We start from the raw sequence: 16,055 nt of genomic DNA on the forward strand, positions 1-16,055 counted from the left end.
CCTCCGGTACTACCTGGAACATCTAACTCGTTGAATCTCAAGGAGTTTTCCGTTCCGACTGCGCCGGAAGTGGGGCGAATTATAGAGAGATTAAACGGGGCGTCAAGGGTTAATTTCAAAGTACTGAAAACAACCTGCGCCCCTTCTATATATTAGGTGTGTTACTCAGCCTTCAGCGTAATACGCGCAAAGGCTTTCTTGCCGGCCTGGCAAACATGAGTAGCACCCAGGGCAAATACGAAGCCACGATCAACCACTTCACCATCAACCCGAACACTACCGGCAGCCAGCAAGTCGCGAGCGGCTGCCGAGTTCTTCACCAGACCTGCTTTATTAAGGATCGCGGAGATCGGCATCTCTTCGCTCGCCAGCACTTCGACTTCTGGCAGATCTTCCGGCAGCTCGCCATCCTTCATACGGTTGCCTGCACCACGATGTGCAGTCGCCGCAGCTTCTTCACCGTGGAAGCGCGCAACGATTTCTTCCGCCAGTTTGATCTTGATGTCGCGCGGGTTCGCACCGGCATCCACATCGGCACGGAACGCATCGATCTCTTCCATCGAGCGGAAGCTCAGCAGCTCGAAGTAACGCCACATCAGCGTGTCAGGGATCGATACCAGCTTGCTGTACATCACCCCTGGCGCCTCCTGGATACCGACATAGTTACCCAGCGACTTGGACATCTTCTTGATGCCATCGAGACCTTCAAGCAGCGGCATGGTCACGATGTTCTGCGCTTCCTGGCCATAAGACCGCTGCAACTCGCGCCCCATCAGCAGGTTGAACTTCTGATCAGTACCACCCAGCTCGACATCCGCCTTGAGCGCCACCGAGTCATAGCCCTGCACCAGCGGGTAGAGGAACTCGTGAATGGCAATCGGCTGATTGCTGGTGTAACGCTTGTCAAAATCGTCGCGCTCAAGCATGCGCGCCACGGTGTACTGCGAAGCCAGGCGAATGAAGTCAGCCGGTGTCAGCTTGTCCATCCAGGTGGAGTTGAACGCAACCTCGGTCTTGGCCGGGTCGAGAATCTTGAACACCTGCTGCTTATAGGTCTCGGCATTATCCAGCACCTGCTCGCGGGTCAGCGGCGGACGCGTGGCACTCTTGCCGCTCGGATCACCGATCATGCCGGTGAAGTCGCCGATCAGGAAAATCACCTGATGCCCCAGATCCTGGAACTGGCGCAGCTTGTTAATAAGGACGGTATGCCCCAGGTGCAGGTCGGGTGCGGTCGGATCGAAACCCGCCTTGATCCGCAGCGGCTGCCCGCGCTTGAGCTTCTCGACCAACTCGGACTCTACCAGTACCTCTTCCGCACCACGCTTGATCAGCGCTAGCTGCTCTTCAACCGACTTCATAACAGACCCGCAGGCTCAGATTCAAAGGGCCCCAACCATACAAGATCAGCCATCAATTACAAGTTTTTGCCCCGGATGTGACCCCGTAGCCGACTGATGACGTCTGCGCGCTTGCGCTAGAAGGGATTTGGTTATATTTTATACAGTTATTTCATCTTCATCATGTCATTCATCTTTTCCAATTCATCTATTTCAAAGTCAATTCATCTATGACCAACGAACCGCCTAAAGCGCCCCCGCTTTATCCGAAGAGCCATCTGTTGGCCGCTAGCGGCATCGCCGCCTTACTCAGTCTGGCCTTGCTGGTGTTCCCATCCAGCGAGGTAGAAGCGAAAAAGACCACCCTGAACCTCGAGCTGGAGAGCCCGGCCGAGCAGCTCAAGCAGGAACCGGACGCACCACTGGCACAGAACGCAGAGGCATCCGCCGCCTCGCCGTTTGCCCAGATCGACAACAGTGCCGCACCTGCCGAGGAGACCGCCAAGGTCGAGCCGGCTACTGCACCAGTGCCAGCACCCGCCGCAGCTGCCAAGGACCCGAGTCACCGCGAAGTGACCGTAAGCCGCGGCGACACCCTGTCGACTCTGTTCGCCAAGGTCGGCCTGCCGGCCAGCGCAGTACAAGAAGTACTGTCCAGTAACAAACAGGCGAAACAGTTCAGCCAGCTCAAAAGTGGCCAGGTGCTGCAGATCGAACTGGACAAGGACGGTCAGCTGGCCAGCCTGCACAGCAAGGTCAGCAACCTGGAAACCATTCGCCTGACCAAAGGCGCAAACGGTTACGCGTTCAATCGCGAAGTCAGCAAACCGGTAATGCGCTCGGCTTATGCCCACGGCACAATCAAGAGTTCGCTGTCGGCATCCGGTCAGCGCGCCGGCCTGCCTCACAGCATGACCATGGACCTGGCACGGATCTTTGGTTACGACATCGACTTCGCCCAGGATATCCGCCAGGGCGACGAGTTTGACGTGATCTACGAACAGAAGGTCATGGACGGCAAGGTGGTGGGCAACGGCAACATCCTCTCTGCCCGCTTCACCAACCGCGGCAAGACCTTCACGGCTGTCCGTTATACCAACAAGCAGGGCAATACCAGTTACTACACCGCCGACGGCAACAGCATGCGCAAGGCCTTCATCCGTACTCCGGTTGATTTCGCCCGCATCAGCTCGCGCTTCTCGGCCGGTCGCAAGCACCCGATCCTCAACAAGATCCGCGCCCACAAGGGTGTTGATTACGCTGCCCCACGTGGCACCCCGATCAAGGCCGCCGGTGACGGCAAGGTATTGCTCGCCGGACGTCGCGGTGGATACGGCAACACCGTCATCATCCAGCATGGTAATCGCTACCAGACTCTCTACGGCCATATGCAGGGCTTCGCCAAGGGCGTGAAAACCGGCGGCAGCGTCAAGCAGGGTCAGGTCATCGGCTATATCGGCACCACCGGCCTGTCCACCGGACCGCACCTGCACTATGAGTTCCAGGTCAACGGTGTCCACGTCGATCCATTGGGGCAAAAGCTGCCAATGGCCGATCCGATCGCCAAGGCCGAGCGTCAACGCTTCCTGCAGCAGAGCCAACCACTGGTGGCGCGCATGAACCAGGAAAAAGCCACCATGCTCGCTTCCAACAAGCGCTAAGCAATGGCTCTTTATCTGGGGGTGATGTCCGGGACCAGTCTCGATGGCCTGGACATCGCCTTGATCGAACAGGAGCAGAACACCCGCCTGCTCGCTACCCACTACACCCCCATGCCCGCCAGCCTGCGCCAGGACCTGCTGGACCTGTGCGCCAGCGGCCCGGATGAAATTGCCCGGGCCGCGCTGGCAGAAGCAAAGTGGGTCACGCTGGCATCTCAGGGCATCGCACACCTGCTCGCCGCTCAGAACCTCAAGTCAACCGATATCCGCGCCATTGGCAGCCATGGCCAGACCATCCGCCATGAGCCGGCACGCGGCTTTACCGTACAGATCGGCAATCCTGCTTTACTCGCCGAGCTCAGCGGTATCTGCGTGGTGGGTGATTTCCGCCGTCGTGATGTAGCCGCAGGTGGCCAGGGTGCACCGCTGGTTCCAGCCTTTCATGAGGCCCTGTTCGAGCATCAGGGCCAGCGCCTGGCGGTGCTCAACGTCGGTGGCTTCAGCAACCTCAGCCTGATCGAGCAGGACAAGCCGGTCAGTGGCTTCGACTGCGGCCCGGGCAACGTGCTGCTTGATGCCTGGATTCATGAAAAACAGGGCCGCAGCTACGATGCCGACGGCACCTGGGCAGCTAGCGGCCAGGTGCATGCCGGCCTGCTTGCCAGCCTGCTCAGCGACCCGTTTTTCGCCGGTACCGGCCCAAAAAGTACAGGGCGCGAAGTATTCAACCTGCCTTGGCTCATGCACCACTTGACCACGCAGTCAGCGATTGCCGATGCCGATGTCCAGGCCACGCTGCTTGAGCTTACCGCCCACAGCATCGTCAGCTCCCTGCAGACCGCGCAAGTGGACACCCAGGCCCTCTTGGTCTGTGGTGGTGGCGCCCACAACGGCACACTGATGAGCCGCCTGGCCGCCCTGCTACCTCGCGCCCGTGTCAGCAGCACTGCAGCTCACGGCATTGACCCGGACTGGGTCGAAGCCATGGCCTTTGCCTGGCTCGCCCACTGCTGCCTGCAAGGCATCCCGGGCAACCGCCCAAGCGTCACTGGCGCCCGCGGCCTGCGGGTGCTTGGCGCGATTTACCCAGCCTGAAACGCACACAGCAAAACGCCGCGCATGAGCGCGGCGTTTGCGGTGCAACCTGCCCTGCGATCAGATCGAGAACGACGAACCGCAACCACAGGTGGTGCTGGCGTTCGGGTTCTTGATGACAAAACGCGAGCCTTCCAGGCCTTCCTGGTAATCCACTTCGGCTCCTGCCAGGTACTGGAAGCTCATCGGATCGACCACCAGGGCCACGCCTTCGCGCTCGACGATGGTGTCGTCTTCAGCGACATCTTCATCAAAAGTAAAACCATACTGAAAACCCGAGCAACCGCCCCCGGTCACGAACACTCGCAACTTCAGGCGATCATTGCCTTCTTCATCGACCAGGGTCTTCACCTTGTGCGCTGCACCCTCAGTGAACTGCAATGCCACAGGGGTGAAGGATTCGACGCTCATGCTGACTATCTCCCGGCGCTATGCCGCCATAATGCGTGATGACGCGCATTATCCGCTTCTCCGAGAAAATCGGTCAACAATTGTGCGGCTTTCGTCGCGGTGCAGCGACCAGAAACAACAAGGCCCGCACAAGGCGGGCCTGCTATCAGCCGCAAAACTTATGGCAGCAAGCCAGCATGCGAAAGGCCCATGCGCTCATCCAGCCCGAAAAGGATGTTGAGGTTCTGTACCGCCTGACCCGACGCGCCTTTGACCAGGTTGTCGATGACTGACAGCACGACAACCAGATCGCCATCCTGCGGCCGATGCACGGCAATTCGGCAGACGTTGGCACCGCGCACGCTGCGGGTTTCCGGGTGGCTGCCGGTCGGCATTACGTCGACGAACGGTTCATCGGCATAACGCTTCTCGAACAACGCCTGCAGGTCGACCGAGGTGTCGGCAACCGTCGCGTACAACGTGGAGTGAATACCGCGGATCATCGGCGTGAGGTGTGGAACGAAAGTCAGACCAACGTCGCCGCCAGCTGCCCGGCGCAGGCCCTGGGTGATTTCCGGCAGGTGGCGGTGACCTTTGACGGCATAGGCTTTCATGCTTTCACCGGCCTCACAGAACAGCGAACCCACCGCCGCGCCACGACCGGCGCCACTGACGCCCGACTTGCAGTCGGCGATCAGGCGTGAGGCGTCAGCGATTCCGGCCTCCAGCAATGGCAGGAAACCCAGCTGGGTTGCGGTCGGGTAGCAACCCGGTACGGCGATCAGGCGCGCCTGGCGAATCTGCTCGCGGTTGACTTCCGGCAGGCCGTAGACCGCATCCTTGAGCAGCTCCGGTGCACCATGGGGCTGGCCGTACCATTTGGCCCATTCGTCGGCATCCTGCAGGCGGAAGTCAGCAGACAGGTCGATGACCTTGGTACCTGCCGCCAGCAGCTCTCCAGCAAGGGCATGGGCAACCCCGTGCGGAGTAGCGAAGAACACCACGTCACAGGCCGCCAGGGTCTTCACATCCGGCACGCTGAACGCCAGGCCGTCGTAATGGCCGCGCAGGTTCGGGTACATATCGGCAACCGCCAGGCCGGCTTCGGAGCGTGAAGTGATGACTGCCACCTCAGCCTGTGGATGCTGTGCCAACAGACGCAGCAGCTCGACCCCGGTGTAACCCGTGCCGCCAACGATACCGACCTTGACCATAACGCGTGCCCCTTATCAACGAACCTACAGGAAAGCCCACGATAATAGGGGGCCTGAAACACACCCACAACTGTTGAGATGGCCCGCCAGGCGCCTAGCCTCTACTATCTGACGACCGTGAACCCTGAAGGAACTCAACTCCATGCTTTTTCTCTGGATCAAAGCGCTGCATATCGTCAGCGTGGTCTGCTGGTTTGCCGGGCTGTTCTACCTGCCCCGCCTGTTTGTCTACCACGCGCAAAGCCAGGACAGTATCAGCCAGGAACGCTTCGTGACCATGGAGCGCAAGCTGTACCGCGGCATCATGCTGCCGTCGATGATCGCCACTCTGGTCTTCGGTATCTGGCTGATGAGCCTGACCCCGGGCTTTCTCAGCCAGGGCTGGATGCATGCCAAGCTCACGCTGGTGATCCTGCTGATCGGTTATCACCACATGTGCGGCGCCCAGCTCAAGCGCTTCGCCCGCGGTGAAAACACCCGCAGCCATGTGTTCTACCGCTGGTTCAACGAAGTGCCGGTACTGATCCTGCTGGCCGTGGTAATTCTGGTGGTGGTCAAACCGTTCTAACCTCAACCCTTACTCAGCCTCGGGATACGTGCCATGTCATTGCCTGCCCTGCTCGAACAACGCTTGCGCCTGCCGGTGGTTGCGGCACCGATGTTTCTGATCTCCAACCCGCAACTGGTTCTGGCCTGTTGCGCCAACGGGATCGTTGGCAGTTTCCCGGCGCTGAACCAGCGTGACAGTAGTGGTTTCAAAGCCTGGCTCGAGGAAATCGAGAGCGGTCTGGCCACCCTGGACAAACCTGCGCCCTACGCGGTCAACCTGATCGTGCACCAGAGCAATCCGCGCCTGCAGGTCGACCTGGCACTGTGCGTCGAACACAAGGTGCCGATTGTCATCACCAGTCTCGGTGCCGTGAAGGAACTCGTCGATGCCGTGCACAGCTATGGCGGCCTGGTGTTCCATGACGTAACGACCCGGCGCCACGCCGAGAAAGCCGCTGAAGCCGGCGTCGACGGATTGATTGCGGTCGCCGCCGGCGCCGGTGGTCACGCGGGCACCTGGAGCCCCTTCGCGCTGATTGCCGAGATTCGCCAGTTCTTCGACAAGACGTTACTGCTGGCCGGCTGCATCAACCGCGGCCACGAAATTCTCGCCGCGCAGTTACTCGGCGCTGACCTGGCGTACCTGGGCACCCGTTTTATCGCCACTGACGAAAGCCAGGCCCCAGGCCCCTACAAAGAAATGATGCTAGCGGCCAAGGCAGCCGATATCATCCACACCGCTGCGGTTTCCGGGGTGCCTGCCAGCTTCATGCGCCAGAGCCTGGAAAACGCCGGATTCGACATGGCCGCCCTGCGCAGCCACACCGAAACCAAGCTCAAACCCATTAGCGATGAGGCCAAGGCCTGGAAGACCGTTTGGTCGGCAGGACAAGGTGTCGGTGCGATCGACAAGCTGTCCTCTGTTGAGCAACTGATTAACTGTCTGGATACCGAATACCGCCAGGCACAAGCCTCGGCCAAAGCCCTGAGCCAGCACTGGCCGGGCTGACCCATGACTGACGAAGGCAAAGGAAGCCTGTATGAACAACACTTTGGTCTTTGCAGAGTCGAGCAAGCCAAAATTTTTGAGCACGAAGGGACGAATAGGCCGAGTGCGCCTGCTGGCCTGGAGTATGGCGCTGGCTGTAGCAACGATCAGCGGCCTGGTTGTACTGAGCGGGGTGTACAGCGCAATGCCGTCGATTCTGGTCGGCCGGCTGGTCATCGCTGGTTTGCTCATCGTCCAGATCCTGACCATGCTACCTGTCATCCAGCGCCTTCACGACCTGAACTGGAGCGGCTGGTTTTGCTGGCTGGGATTGATACCCTGGATAGGCTTGGTCTTTGTCTTGATCTTGGTACTGATGCCAGGTAGTCGCGCAGACAACCGCTTTGGCCCGGTACCAGTGCCCAACAGTACCCTCGAGGGGATTCTGGCCTGCCTATGGCCGCTACTGATCCTGGGCTTTATCGGTATCGCCGCGCTCTAAACCGGAATCTAGGGCCCGCCTGCAGCGCTCGGGCTACCGTACCTGTAAACTGGGGGCTTTAGCCGCCCTTTCCGATTGGAGAACTGCATGACCCGTTACGCCATGATCACTGGTGCCTCCAGTGGCCTGGGCCTGGCACTGGCCGAGGCGCTGGCACGTCGGGGACGCAATCTGATCCTGGTGGCCCGCCAGCGTGACCCACTGGAAAGCATCGCCATCGAGCTGACCCAGCGTTTTGGCGTCGAAGTGCTGTTTCGCGCCTGTGATCTGGGTGAACCGCTGCGTCTGTCCGGTTTCCTGCTGGAACTTGAAGAAAGCGAGCGCCACATCGACCTGCTGGTCAATTGCGCCGGCATTCGCTCCTATGGGCCGTTTCTGGCACAGGAATGGGGTGACGAGCAGGACTTGATCGAAGTGAACATCCTCGCCCTGACCCGCCTTTGCCATGCCCTGGGCAATGCCATGGCCGTCCAGGGTGGCGGGCAGATCCTCAATGTCGCGTCCCTCGCCGCCTTTGCTCCGGGGCCATGGATGAGCAGCTATGCGGCGAGCAAGGCTTATGTGTTGCACTTCTCCGAAGGTTTGCGGGAAGAACTCAAACGCACCGGGATCAAGGTTTCGGTACTCTGCCCGGGCCCGGTCCGCTCGCCGTTGCGACGCATCCCGCGTCTGGAAAAGGGCCAGCGCTGCCTGAGTCCCGAGGAAGTCGCCCTGTACACCGTCCGCGCCCTGGACAAGAACCGTGCGCTGATCATCCCCGGTCGACGCAACCGCTGGCTGGCATTCAGCCCGCGCCTGCTGTCGCGCTGGATCACCCGCAAGCTGGCGGGCGCTATCAATCAAGCCTATTGCCCGCGCTGACTGCGCGGGGCTGGGCGTCGATACCCAGCCTGAGTACACTCAGGCCCGATCCCTCACATGGAGCAACCGTAGTGGAAACTCTGTTCACCAAGATCATCAACCGGGAAATCCCGGCCAAGATCATCTACGAGGACGACCAGGTTCTGGCCTTCCACGATATCGCCCCGCAGGCGCCGGTGCATTTTCTGGTCATCCCGAAAAAGCCTATCCGCACACTCAATGATCTGACCGAAGACGACAAGGGCCTGGCGGGACACATCCTGTTCACTGCCCAGCGGCTGGCCAGGGAACTGGGTTGTGAAGACGGTTTCCGCGTAGTCATGAACTGCAATGAACTGGGCGGCCAGACGGTCTACCACATCCATATGCACGTACTGGGTCAGCGGCAGATGCACTGGCCGCCGGGCTGATCCAGGGCAAGCCCGATCACTTCGATTGCGGTAAACTGTCGGGCACATTCTTGCGGAGGTGCCCGATGGCTACCGAACGTCACTATTCGCCGCTCGACCGCTTGTTGCTGCAGGCCGATACCGCCATGCGCACCTTGCTGCCCTTCAGCGGCCAACCATCCCGCCCGTCACCGGCCATCATCCAGCCGGATGTGACCCTGGACGATACCCAGACCCGCCACGTGGCAGGCCTTATGCGTATCAACCATACCGGTGAAGTCTGCGCCCAGGCGCTGTATCAGGGTCAGGCCCTGACCGCCAAGCTGCCACAAGTGCGCAAGGCCATGGAACATGCTGCCGAAGAAGAGATTGATCACCTGGCCTGGTGCGAACAGCGTATTCGTCAGCTCGGTAGTCACCCAAGCGTACTCAACCCGCTGTTCTACGGTATGTCGTTTGGCATCGGCGCACTGGCCGGCCTGGTCAGCGACAAGGTCAGCCTGGGTTTTGTTGCCGCCACCGAGCATCAGGTATGCAAGCACCTGGACGAGCACCTGGAGCAGATTCCGAGCGAAGATGAAAAGTCCCGGGCTATCCTTGAACAGATGCGCGTCGACGAAGAGCAGCACGCCGAATCGGCCCTGGAGGCCGGCGGCTTCCGTTTCCCTGCCCCTGTGCGTTTTGGCATGAGCCTGATGGCCAAGGTCATGACCAAAAGCACCTACCGTATCTAGGACATGCCATGGCGGAACGCTTCGATGCCAAGGATCTGGCCCGCGCGGTAAGCGCAGGCGTTCTGAACCCGGGCCAGGACCAGGCCCTGCTTGAGTTTCTCAAGCGCCAACCAAGCACACAGGCCAGCTTCCAGCTGGCGCATGTCGCGTTCTACCTCGGCGCACTGCTGATCATGGCCGCCATGGGCTGGCTGCTCAACGAGGCCTGGATGCGTATCGGCGACAGTGCTTTGCTGCTGATTGCCGTGGCCTACATTGGCGTTTTGACCCTGGGCGGATTGTTCATGCAACGCCGCGGGCAGATCATCCCCGCCGGCGTGCTCGGCGCAGTTGCGGTCAGTATTGTGCCGCTGGCGGTATTCGCCGTGGAGCGGCTCACCGGCTTCTGGCCGCTTGACGACACCCAGACCGGCTACCACAACTACTACACCTATGTTCAAGGTGGCTGGCTGCTGATGGAAGCGGCCACGGTTGTCGCCGGCTTGTTGATGCTGCGGCTGATCCCCTTCCCTTTTATCGTCATGCCGATCGCCCTGGCCCTGTGGTTCATGTCCATGGACCTGAGCGAATGGTTCTACGGCCATGCCTTCACCTGGGAACAGCGCCTTGCCGTGTCGTTGTGGTTCGGCCTGGTAGTGCTGGCGATATTCCTGGTGATCGATGGCCGCACCCGCCAGGACTTTGCCTTCTGGGGATACCTTGCAGGTCTTCTGGCCTTCTGGCTGGGGTTGAGCCTGATGGAAAGCGACAGTCAGCTGGGCAAAGCCCTGTACTGCCTGATCAACCTCGGCCTGATGGGCCTGGCGGTATTGCTGCGCAGACCGATGTTCATGGTCTTCGGTGCCATGGGCGTGGCCGCGTATCTAGGGTATCTGTCCTACGAAGTGTTTGCCGAGTCGCTGCTGTTTCCGCTGGTACTGACCTTGATCGGCCTGGGCGTGATCGGCCTGGGTGTGCTTTATCAGAAGCATCGTGAAGATCTGAGTCGCCGCTTGCGCGCGCAACTACCCAAGGGCCTGCAGCAGCTGCTGCCTGGACTGCGTCGTTGACGGTCCGCTGGTTCAGCGTGCGACTGCTGCAAAGTCTGGGGTTGATACCGGTTGCGTATCTGTTTGTGTGCTTGATGACGGCCAATCTTGCGCAGGCGCCGTTCAGCCTTGAACTGCCCAGCCTTGTCGATCCCGATAGCAACAGCACGGTCGAGTTGCTGCTGCTCACAGTACCGGGGCAACTGCTGTTCCTGCTGGCGGGTTGCTTTATTCACCGTCGTGGGCTGCTCAGCGGTGCCTTTGTGCTGTTTGCCGCACTGACTGCCCTGCTGCAATGCATGTTGTTTGCGCAAACCTTCGGCAGTACCTGGAGCACCGTAGAACTTCTTGAACTGCTGGGCTTCAACTTACCAGGGTTGCTTGCGGCGCTGGTTCCCGGGCTGGCCTTGCTGATTGGCCTTGAGCACTGGCGAGGGCAGGCAAGCTGAGAAACACGTGCTGCTGCCCCGCGGTCACGACATATCAACCGAGCTCGACAATCTCATAGCTATGGGTGATTTCGACACCAGCCCGCCCGAGCATGATCGACGCCGAGCAATATTTCTCCGCCGACAGCTCTACCGCACGCTTCACTTGAGCGTCCTTGAGCCCGCGGCCTTTGACCACGAAGTTCAGGTGAATCTTGGTAAACACCTTGGGATCTTCGCTGGCGCGTTCGGCTTCAAGGAAGGCTTCGCAGCTTTCCACCGCCTGACGGGATTTTTTCAGGATGCTGACCACATCGAAGTTGCTGCAGCCACCCAGGCCCAGCAAGAGCATTTCCATGGGCCGCACACCCAGGTTACGCCCGCCAGCCTCGGGTGGGCCGTCCATGACCACAACATGGCCGCTGCCCGATTCGCCGAGAAACATGGCTTCACCTGCCCACTGGATACGCGCCTTCATCATCCGGACTCCCTTGCTTGAAAAAAGGCTGCCAGCTTAGACCCAGAAGCGCTGGCGGAAAAGCTCAAGCGTGCGGGTAAATCTGCCGATATAACAACAAGTGTCTGATAAGCTGACGCCAAATCACTGGCGCACGTCGCCAGACTACCTATAAAAGCGTACAAGCGTTGCCTCTTACCGGGATTCAGCCATGGTTGCCTCAGCCCTTCCAGCCAAGATCAAGAACATCGACAAGCTGCTCGCTCATTGCCAGCGGCGCCGCTTTGCGGCCAAGAGCAATATCCTCTGTGCCGGTGATAAAGCCGATAGCCTGTCATTTATCGTCAAAGGCTCGGTGACGATCCTGATCGAGGATGACGATGGCCATGAGATGATCATTGCCTACCTCAACAGTGGCGATTTCTTTGGCGAGCTGGGCCTGTTCGAGTCGGCCGGGCAGGAACAGCAGCGTAGTGCCTGGGTACGGGCAAAGAGCGAATGTGAAGTCGCGGAAATCAGCTATGAGAAGTTCCGCGAACTGGCGCGTCAGGACCCCGACATTCTCTATGCCTTGGGCAGCCAGATGGCCCAGCGCCTGCGTAACACTACGCGCAAGGTCGGTGACCTGGCGTTTTTCGATGTTACCGGACGCGTTGCCCGCTGCTTGCTGGAGCTGTGCAAACAACCGGATGCGATGACCCACCCCGACGGCATGCAGATCAAGATCACCCGCCAGGAGATCGGGCGTATCGTCGGTTGTTCACGGGAGATGGTCGGCCGCGTTCTCAAGGATCTTGAAGAACGCAGCCTGGTACACGTCAAGGGCAAGACCATGGTGGTCTTCGGCACCCGCTAGTCGCGGGCAATGCCCTCGATCACTTCGGCGTAAGCCTGGCCAAGGCGCTCAAGCAGAGGCGCCTCGGGCACCACCTCGTGCAGGGCGATATGACTGTCGGCCAGGCAGCGCTGCTCCAGCTCGCAACATTCGTTGAAGCGGTTGACCGCGGCTACCATCGACTCGCGCTCGTTATCCAGCAACAAGGCGCCGTGCACCAGCACCACCGGCCGCTTGCCGCCCAGGCCCTGGCGCCAGCGCTGAGCGGTACCCACCAGTTTGCGGCCGTTCAGGTTGACGTTGTAGCGACCGTCACAGAACGCCCCTTCGATTTCGCCCACCGAAGCCAGCCCGCCCCACTCACGCAACACATCGCACAACGGCAGGCACAGACGTTCGTAGGCATTTTCGATTCGGCCATGATCACCCTCGCTGCGGGGTGCCACGTAGATCAGGGCGATATTGATCACCGCTGGCGATTGCGGCACCGGCTCGCCACCTGTTTCGCGCAACAACACCGGCCAGCCGGCGATCGCCAGTTCGGCACAGGCCGCCTCGAAGCCTTCAAGACGACTCATGCGTCGCGGCATGACCAGCGCGCGATCGGTCGGGCGCCAGAACAGCAGGCCATAGTCCTTTTCACCTTTGCACACGGCTGCCAGCAGCTCCTGCTCGGCATGCAGCCCGGCCTCGACAGTCACATCCACTAATTGATCAGTCATCGCAATAACCTTGTAGATACAAAAAAGCCGGCAACGCCGGCTTCAGAGTCGAATCAGTCCAGCCCTTGTACCGGATGCTGCACAACGCGCTCAGGGAAGAACAAACGCTGCAGTTCCAGGCCCGGATGCTCGGCACGCATGAAGGCTTCACCGACGAGGAACGAATAGACCTCGTTGATTTCCATCAGCTCGACATCCGCGCGATTGAGAATGCCGCTCTCGGTAATTGCCAGACGGTCGCGAGGAATGCGCGGCAGCAGGTCGAGGGTGGTTTCCAGGCTGACCTCGAAGGTATGCAGGTTGCGGTTGTTGACGCCGACCAGCGGGGTATCGAGGGTTTTCAGCGCGCGCTCCAGCTCATCGCCGTCGTGCACTTCGACCAGCACATCGAGGCCGACGCTTTTCGCCGTGGCAGCCAGCTCGGCCATCTTCGCATCATCCAACGCCGCGACGATCAACAACACACAGTCGGCGCCCAGGGCACGGGCTTCGACGATCTGATATGGATCGATCATGAAGTCCTTGCGGATCACCGGCAACTTGCACGCCGCGCGGGCTTGCTGCAGGTAAGCATCGGCACCCTGGAAATAGTCGACGTCGGTGAGCACCGACAGACAGGTCGCGCCACCTTTTTCGTAGCTGACGGCGATCTCGGCCGGCACGAAGTTCTCGCGGATCACACCCTTGCTCGGCGAAGCCTTCTTGATCTCGGCAATGACCGCAGGCTGCTTGCGCTTGGCCTGCTCGATCAGTGCCTTGGCAAACCCGCGCGGCGCATCGGCAGCGGCCGCCAGGCGCTCAAGCTCGGCGAGGCTGACCCGGGCGCTGCGCTCGGCAACTTCCTGAACCTTGCGCGCGAGAATGTTTTCCAGAACCGTCGGTACACTCATCCTTCATTCTCCTGCTTGAATACGGCGGTGAAAGCGCCCAGCTCTTCGAGTTTTTCCCGGGCAAGGCCGGTGTGCAGTGCGTCGTGGGCAAGCTCGACACCTTGCTTGAGGCTCATGGCGTGGTCGGCGGCATACAGCGCGGCACCGGCATTGAGCACGATCATTTCCGCAGCCTTCTGGCCATTCTCGGTCTTGCGCCGCCCGAGGGCATCGCGAATCAACTCCAGGGACTTTTCCGGGCTCTCGACCGCCAGGCCATGCAGGCTCTGGCTCTTCATGCCGAGGTCTTCGGGCTCGACCCAATATTCAGTGATCTGGTCATTCTTGAGCTCGGCAACGAAGGTCGGAGCGGCCAGGCTGAACTCGTCCAGACCGTCCTTGGAGTGCACCACCAGCACATGCTTGCTGCCCAGACGCTGCAGCACTTCGGCCAACGGCCGGCACAGGGCTTGAGTGAATACACCGACCACCTGGTGTTTGACACCGGCCGGATTCGTAAGCGGGCCGAGCATATTGAACAAGGTGCGCAAGCCCAGGTCACGACGCGGGCCGGCGGCATGTTTCATCGCCTTGTGATGGGTCTGGGCAAACATGAAGCCGATACCGACGCTGTCGATGCAGCGGGCGACCTGCACGGGCGTCAGGTTCAGGTAGATGCCGGCAGCTTCGAGCAGATCGGCGCTGCCGCTCTTGCCCGAGACGGCACGGTTGCCGTGTTTGGCCACGGTGCAGCCGGCGGCGGCGACAACGAAGGCCGACGCGGTGGAGACGTTGAAGATGTTTGCACCATCACCGCCGGTGCCGACCACATCGACCACTTGATCCAGGGTGTTGAGTTCAACCTTGTCGGCCAGCTCCCGCATCACCGACACCGCACCAACGATTTCGTCGATGCTTTCGCTCTTCATGCGCATGCCCATCATGAAGGCGCCGATCTGCGCTTCGCTGCACTGGCCGGTCATGATCTCGCGCATCACATCGCGCATTTCTTCGGTGCTCAGGTCCAGGTGGCCGACGATGCGGCCGAGCGCGCTCTTGATATCCATGATCGATCCTTAGCGGCGGCCGCCGGTCTGTTTGAGGAAGTTGGCGAACAGCTCGTGGCCCTGCTCGGTGAGGATCGACTCGGGGTGGAACTGCACCCCTTCTATATTCAGGGTCTTGTGCCGCAGGCCCATGATCTCGTCGACCGAGCCATCTTCAAGGGCTGTCCAGGCGGTCACTTCCAGGCACTCTGGCAGGGTTTCACGCTTGACCACCAGCGAGTGGTAGCGGGTCACGGTCAGCGGGTTGTTCAGACCGTTGAATACGCCGAGGTCCTTGTGGAGAACCGGGCTGGTCTTGCCATGCATGACCTGGCGGGCCCGCACGACATCGCCGCCAAAGGCCTGGCCAATGGACTGGTGCCCCAGGCAGACGCCGAGAATCGGCAGCTTGCCGGCAAAGTGCAGAATGGCTTCGATGGAAACGCCGGCCTCGGTCGGCGTGCACGGACCGGGGGAGACCACGATGCGCTCGGGGTTCAGGGCTTCGATCTGGGCGATGGTCAGTTCGTCGTTGCGAATGACCTTGACCTCTGCCCCCAGCTCGCCGAGGTACTGCACGACGTTGTAAGTGAAGGAGTCGTAATTGTCGATCATCAGTAACATCTGGGTTCAACCTCTTGCATCTACTGACTTTAATGACATGCCTTGCGCGCGAGTGACATACGCGGCCCGCTCTGTGTGCGACGGTAATTTCCGAATGCAGTGACAGTGACAGCGGTTGGAAAAAGGCAAAGCGGTACTGGGCCGGAAAAACCGGCAGGAGATAAAGTCAGGCGCGCCAACGCCAACGGGCGTGGGCCTTGATAACGCGCATCAAGAGTTTGCTGACGATCAACACGGGGTAGGTCTCGTTCATACGTTCCCGCACAGTAGCTTACCGCAGCGGCGCACGCAATATGGCTGGAAGCATGGGGAAACGAATGGTT

Annotated in this window: 19 protein-coding genes; 11 read left to right on the top strand and 8 right to left on the bottom strand. The window is 60.3% G+C overall.

Annotated features, from left to right (window positions below; genetic code table 11):
• Window positions 1–161: 161 nt before the first annotated feature.
• Window positions 162–1,361 (bottom strand): tyrosine--tRNA ligase, encoded by a 1,200-nt coding sequence (gene tyrS, locus NPS47_RS20225; protein WP_274296550.1) that lies wholly within the window; start codon window positions 1,359–1,361, stop codon window positions 162–164.
• Window positions 1,362–1,570: 209 nt separating this feature from the next.
• On the opposite strand from tyrS, the gene NPS47_RS20230 reads away from it, so the two are divergent.
• Together NPS47_RS20230 and NPS47_RS20235 are read left to right on the top strand one after the other, a co-directional pair.
• Window positions 1,571–3,001 (top strand): peptidoglycan DD-metalloendopeptidase family protein, encoded by a 1,431-nt coding sequence (locus NPS47_RS20230; RefSeq protein ID WP_274296551.1) that lies wholly within the window; start codon window positions 1,571–1,573, stop codon window positions 2,999–3,001.
• A gap of 3 nt (window positions 3,002–3,004) precedes the next feature.
• Window positions 3,005–4,096, top strand: coding sequence for an anhydro-N-acetylmuramic acid kinase (locus tag NPS47_RS20235; protein WP_274296552.1), 1,092 nt, complete (start codon window positions 3,005–3,007; stop codon window positions 4,094–4,096).
• Window positions 4,097–4,156: 60 nt separating this feature from the next.
• On the opposite strand, the gene erpA is transcribed toward NPS47_RS20235, so the two are convergent.
• Together erpA and argC are read right to left on the bottom strand one after the other, a co-directional pair.
• Window positions 4,157–4,507, bottom strand: a complete 351-nt coding sequence (erpA, locus tag NPS47_RS20240) for an iron-sulfur cluster insertion protein ErpA (protein ID WP_028942121.1) — start codon at window positions 4,505–4,507, stop codon at window positions 4,157–4,159.
• Window positions 4,508–4,665: 158 nt separating this feature from the next.
• Entirely contained in the window at window positions 4,666–5,700 is a 1,035-nt protein-coding gene (gene argC / locus NPS47_RS20245) for an N-acetyl-gamma-glutamyl-phosphate reductase (RefSeq protein WP_274296553.1), read from the bottom strand.
• Between the two features lie 142 nt (window positions 5,701–5,842).
• Between argC and hemJ the strand changes: the two genes are divergently transcribed.
• The 8 genes from hemJ (at window position 5,843) to NPS47_RS20285 (ending at window position 11,200) form a co-directional block, all read left to right on the top strand.
• Entirely contained in the window at window positions 5,843–6,268 is a 426-nt protein-coding gene (gene hemJ, locus NPS47_RS20250) for a protoporphyrinogen oxidase HemJ (protein WP_274296554.1), read from the top strand.
• Between the two features lie 33 nt (window positions 6,269–6,301).
• The gene (locus NPS47_RS20255; RefSeq protein ID WP_274296555.1) at window positions 6,302–7,258 is read left to right on the top strand and encodes an NAD(P)H-dependent flavin oxidoreductase; all 957 of its coding nucleotides are present in this window, start codon (window positions 6,302–6,304) and stop codon (window positions 7,256–7,258) included.
• 31 nt (window positions 7,259–7,289) lie between these two features.
• Complete coding sequence (locus NPS47_RS20260) at window positions 7,290–7,739, top strand: DUF805 domain-containing protein (protein WP_274296556.1); 450 nt, start codon at window positions 7,290–7,292, stop codon at window positions 7,737–7,739.
• A gap of 87 nt (window positions 7,740–7,826) precedes the next feature.
• A complete protein-coding gene (locus NPS47_RS20265; protein ID WP_191831367.1) occupies window positions 7,827–8,600 on the top strand; it encodes an SDR family NAD(P)-dependent oxidoreductase in 774 nt (257 codons plus the stop codon).
• A 71-nt stretch (window positions 8,601–8,671) separates the two neighbouring features.
• Window positions 8,672–9,010 carry a histidine triad nucleotide-binding protein gene (locus tag NPS47_RS20270; RefSeq protein ID WP_107026538.1) on the top strand — a complete coding sequence of 113 codons (339 nt, stop codon included), beginning with the start codon at window positions 8,672–8,674 and terminating at the stop codon, window positions 9,008–9,010.
• A gap of 65 nt (window positions 9,011–9,075) precedes the next feature.
• The gene (gene coq7, locus NPS47_RS20275; protein ID WP_038606107.1) at window positions 9,076–9,723 is read left to right on the top strand and encodes a 2-polyprenyl-3-methyl-6-methoxy-1,4-benzoquinone monooxygenase; all 648 of its coding nucleotides are present in this window, start codon (window positions 9,076–9,078) and stop codon (window positions 9,721–9,723) included.
• An 8-nt stretch (window positions 9,724–9,731) separates the two neighbouring features.
• Window positions 9,732–10,772 (top strand): DUF2157 domain-containing protein, encoded by a 1,041-nt coding sequence (locus tag NPS47_RS20280; protein WP_274296557.1) that lies wholly within the window; start codon window positions 9,732–9,734, stop codon window positions 10,770–10,772.
• A 74-nt stretch (window positions 10,773–10,846) separates the two neighbouring features.
• The gene (locus tag NPS47_RS20285) at window positions 10,847–11,200 is read left to right on the top strand and encodes a hypothetical protein (protein WP_274296558.1); all 354 of its coding nucleotides are present in this window, start codon (window positions 10,847–10,849) and stop codon (window positions 11,198–11,200) included.
• Window positions 11,201–11,234: 34 nt separating this feature from the next.
• Here the strand turns inward: NPS47_RS20285 and NPS47_RS20290 are convergent, their stop codons facing one another.
• Window positions 11,235–11,657: an OsmC family protein gene (locus NPS47_RS20290; protein ID WP_038616192.1), complete on the bottom strand. Its 423-nt coding sequence runs from the start codon at window positions 11,655–11,657 to the stop codon at window positions 11,235–11,237.
• A gap of 190 nt (window positions 11,658–11,847) precedes the next feature.
• Between NPS47_RS20290 and crp the strand changes: the two genes are divergently transcribed.
• Window positions 11,848–12,492 (top strand): cAMP-activated global transcriptional regulator CRP, encoded by a 645-nt coding sequence (gene crp, locus NPS47_RS20295; RefSeq protein ID WP_274296559.1) that lies wholly within the window; start codon window positions 11,848–11,850, stop codon window positions 12,490–12,492.
• Here the strand turns inward: crp and NPS47_RS20300 are convergent.
• From NPS47_RS20300 to NPS47_RS20315, 4 genes are read right to left on the bottom strand one after another with little or no spacing between them, the layout of a single operon-like run.
• Window positions 12,489–13,193, bottom strand: coding sequence for a lipoate--protein ligase family protein (locus NPS47_RS20300; protein ID WP_274296560.1), 705 nt, complete (start codon window positions 13,191–13,193; stop codon window positions 12,489–12,491). The genes crp and NPS47_RS20300 overlap by 4 nt on opposite strands.
• Window positions 13,194–13,246: 53 nt before the next feature.
• Window positions 13,247–14,083, bottom strand: coding sequence for an indole-3-glycerol phosphate synthase TrpC (gene trpC / locus NPS47_RS20305; RefSeq protein ID WP_274296561.1), 837 nt, complete (start codon window positions 14,081–14,083; stop codon window positions 13,247–13,249).
• Window positions 14,080–15,129 carry an anthranilate phosphoribosyltransferase gene (gene trpD, locus NPS47_RS20310; protein WP_274296562.1) on the bottom strand — a complete coding sequence of 350 codons (1,050 nt, stop codon included), beginning with the start codon at window positions 15,127–15,129 and terminating at the stop codon, window positions 14,080–14,082. Before trpD ends, trpC begins: the two co-directional genes overlap by 4 nt.
• Window positions 15,130–15,138: 9 nt before the next feature.
• Entirely contained in the window at window positions 15,139–15,732 is a 594-nt protein-coding gene (locus tag NPS47_RS20315; RefSeq protein WP_274296563.1) for an aminodeoxychorismate/anthranilate synthase component II, read from the bottom strand.
• Between the last annotated feature and the right edge of the window lie 323 nt (window positions 15,733–16,055).

Source organism: Pseudomonas putida (assembly GCF_028682475.1).
Lineage (GTDB): Bacteria > Pseudomonadota > Gammaproteobacteria > Pseudomonadales > Pseudomonadaceae > Aquipseudomonas > Aquipseudomonas putida_AG.